This window comes from Ruegeria sp. AL11, assembly GCF_056540865.1.
Window position 1 is genome coordinate 1 of the sequence record NZ_JBQFXO010000086.1, and the last position, 568, is coordinate 568.

The following is a 568-nucleotide window of genomic DNA, read 5'->3' on the forward strand; positions in this document are numbered from 1 at the left end:
GTTGCTTGTGCACGACGCCCACGGGGCCGAAATGATAAGGCTTGCAGCGAGGTTCGGCCGGGGATTACCTTCGGATGTTATCCCGCTGGAATTGAAAGTGATATCCGGGTTCGGTCATTCGGAAATGCTGGCCGCGCTGGCGCATGGATTTGCGCGTGTGGATGTGCTGCTGGCACCGACAACGGAACGGGATGCGCTGGATCGCGAAATTGAACTGGCACGTGCCATAACCAGTTCGGATGGAATCGGGTTCATTGAAGAGGTGGACCCTGATGGGATGGCAGACTTGCTGTATGCGCAAAAGGTACCCCAACCGTTGGCAGATCCGGTCTTGCCGCTTGGCAACCGCCGACAAATCGCACGGCTGGCAGCACAGGCCCTTAACCCGCAGGCTGGTGCCCCGCTGCCATTGCCTGAAGGTTCGCCTTACGGTGCAGTTGCAGTGAATACAGACAGTTGCACACTCTGTCTTAGTTGTGTGTCGCTGTGCCCGTCCGGGGCTTTGATGGATAACCCTGACAAGCCCCAGCTTAACTTTCAGCAGGATGCGTGCCTGCAATGCGGATTG

Annotated in this window: 1 protein-coding gene; it reads left to right on the plus strand. The window is 57.6% G+C overall.

The window, feature by feature from the left end:
• Positions 1–568: 4Fe-4S dicluster domain-containing protein (locus tag ACR0IP_RS23420; RefSeq protein WP_480528199.1), on the plus strand; the 568-nt coding region annotated here is incomplete at both ends.